Source organism: Limnospira sp. PMC 289.06 (genome assembly GCF_032350395.1).
GTDB classification, from domain to species: Bacteria; Cyanobacteriota; Cyanobacteriia; order Cyanobacteriales; family Microcoleaceae; genus Limnospira; species Limnospira platensis.
This window is the reverse complement of sequence record NZ_JARPLC010000019.1, coordinates 1-2,357: the sequence shown is the minus strand read 5'-3', so window position 1 is coordinate 2,357 and position 2,357 is coordinate 1. Positions and strand designations below refer to the sequence as shown.

The 2,357-nt window shown below is 46.2% G+C and carries 1 protein-coding gene and 1 pseudogene; both read left to right on the top strand.

Annotated features, from left to right (window positions below):
* A pseudogene (locus P5674_RS26560) lies at positions 1-899 on the top strand (WD40 repeat domain-containing protein); the annotation flags it as partial.
* Between the two features lie 88 nt (positions 900-987).
* Positions 988-2,357 (top strand): FHA domain-containing protein (locus P5674_RS06525; protein WP_315669870.1); only part of this gene is annotated, 1,370 nt, incomplete at its 3' end.

Here is a 2,357-nt window from a genome sequence, read left to right as displayed (position 1 = left end):
AGTCGGAACCTGAACCGATAATTGAGTCGGAACCCGAACCTGTAGCTGAGTCAGAAGGGGAAGAGCAAAAGAGTCAGAGTAAGATTTTCGGGATAGAAGCAGGGGAAATATCAGCGCCTGGTCGAAGTTTGTGGACTCTGAACCCAGAAGCGGATATCCGCACTTTAGGGGGACATTCTAACTCAGTGCGATCGGTTTCTTTCAGTGGAGATGGTAAAATGTTAGCGAGTGCGAGTGCTGACAAAACCATTAAACTTTGGAACCTCAGTAATGGAGAAGAGATCCGCACATTTGAGGGACATAAATCAGGAGTTAATGCAGTTGCTTTTAGTCCCGACGGTCAAATTATAGCCAGTGGTAGCCAAGATAAAACCATCAAACTTTGGGATATTAATACAGGAGAAGAAATCCAATCATTGGCGGGTCATAAAATGGCAGTTAATGCTATTACTTTTGCGCCGAATGGTGAAATTATCGCCAGTGGTGGTGGGGATAAAATCGTGAAATTATGGAACCGAGAAACTGGTTTAGAAACCCTAAATTTATCAGGACATAGACTAGCTATAACTGCTTTAGCAATCAGTCCGAATAGTGAAATTATCGCCAGTGGAAGTGGAGATAAAACCATTAAACTATGGCGGGTAACAACAGGGGAGGAAATCTTGACTATTGGGGGTGCAAAAACGGCGATTAATGCTCTGATGTTTAGTCCCGATGGTAAAATTTTAATTGCTGGGATTGATGATAAGACGGTGAAAGTGTGGCAATGGGAAACCGAGACAGAAATCCGCACAATTTCGGGTTATAATTGGCAAGTGGGAGCGATCGCCATTAGTCCTGATGGTCAAAATCTAGCCAGTGGTAGTGAAGACAATCAGATCAAAATTTGGTGTATCTAAGATTTACAAAATGTTAAAAAATTATCCCAATCCAGGGAATATCTACTAAAATAGAGTAGGGAGTCCCAGTATAATAGCGGGCAGATTTATGGCTGAACTAACCTTAGAGTGGGTAGAAGAGGGAAGGTTGAATAGCACCAGCATTCGAGCCAACCAACCCAGCAAACATCCGGGAGTTTTCCGTATAGGTAGAGATGGGAGTCGCTGTGATTTAGTGTGCGTAGATCAGACGGTATCTGGTTTACATATCGAAATTTTTTTTAGTCCAGAGAATCACCAATTTTATCTACGATCGCTGCGGGAAAGTAACCCGCCAATTGTAGATGGTAAATTGCTACCTGTGGGTGAGGAACCCCTAAATAATGGCAGTCATATTCAGTTAGGAAATATAGATTTTAAAGTCACAGCGATCGCCGCTGGAACCCAGCCAGTGTCGGGAGGGTTAGAACTACCGCCACCACCACCGGAACCGCCGCCACCGCCGCCAGTTTCTCCGGTTAAGAAAGCATTACCCTGGTTGGGTGGAATAGTATTAATGATCGGCTTAGGATGGGGCGGCTTTTGGGTGTATAAATGGCAGGCTGCTGCACCGATCAGAAATGCGATCGCGGAGGCGGAACAAGCACGAAAACAGGGAGAAAGTTATCATCAACAGGGTAATATGGTAGCATCCCAGGAGTCTTATGAGACTTGTAAAACGGCATTAACCATAGAACCGACAACTACCGGGATGACACCTGTATTAAAATCCGAGTTAACAAGACTGTTAAAAAGTTGTGAGGATGGTCATGCTGCGGTGTTAATGAAACAGGCGAATAGTTTAGCGGAAGCGGGTTCTTGGCGGGGTGCGATCGATATGGCTTTACAGGTTCCCGAAAATACTTCTTCCTACTCGGAAGCGCAAAATTTCTTTAAGCAAGCATCTCAACGGATGGAGGAATTAGCGCAGGAACAATATCGCCAAGGTAATTATCAGCAGGCGGTAAAAATTGCTGAAGCTATCCCCGAAACGAGTCCGAACGCCGCGAGAGTTAAGCAAGAACTTTCCCAATGGGAACAGGAGTGGAATCGGAATGAGAATCACCTAGAAAATGCGAGACAGTCGTTGAATAGAGAGGCTTGGAGGGAGGCGATCGCCGAAACCGAAAGGGTAGCATTATTGGGGGAATCACCGCGACAAGATAGCGAATATTGGAAACAAAAAGTGCAACCAATTATCGATCGCGCTAATGATCAGAAACGGGAGGAAGAAAGACGCATTGCGGAACAACAGCGCCAAGAAAGGCTGAATGCGGAAGCAGCAGAAGCGAGGAGACTAGCGGAAGCCGCCAAGCGAGAAGCAGAAGCCGCCAAGCGAGAAGCAGAAGCCGCCAAACAAGAAGCGCAACGACAAACCAATCAGCCACAGCCACAGCCACAGCCACAGCCACAGCCACAGCCACAGCCACAGCCACAGCC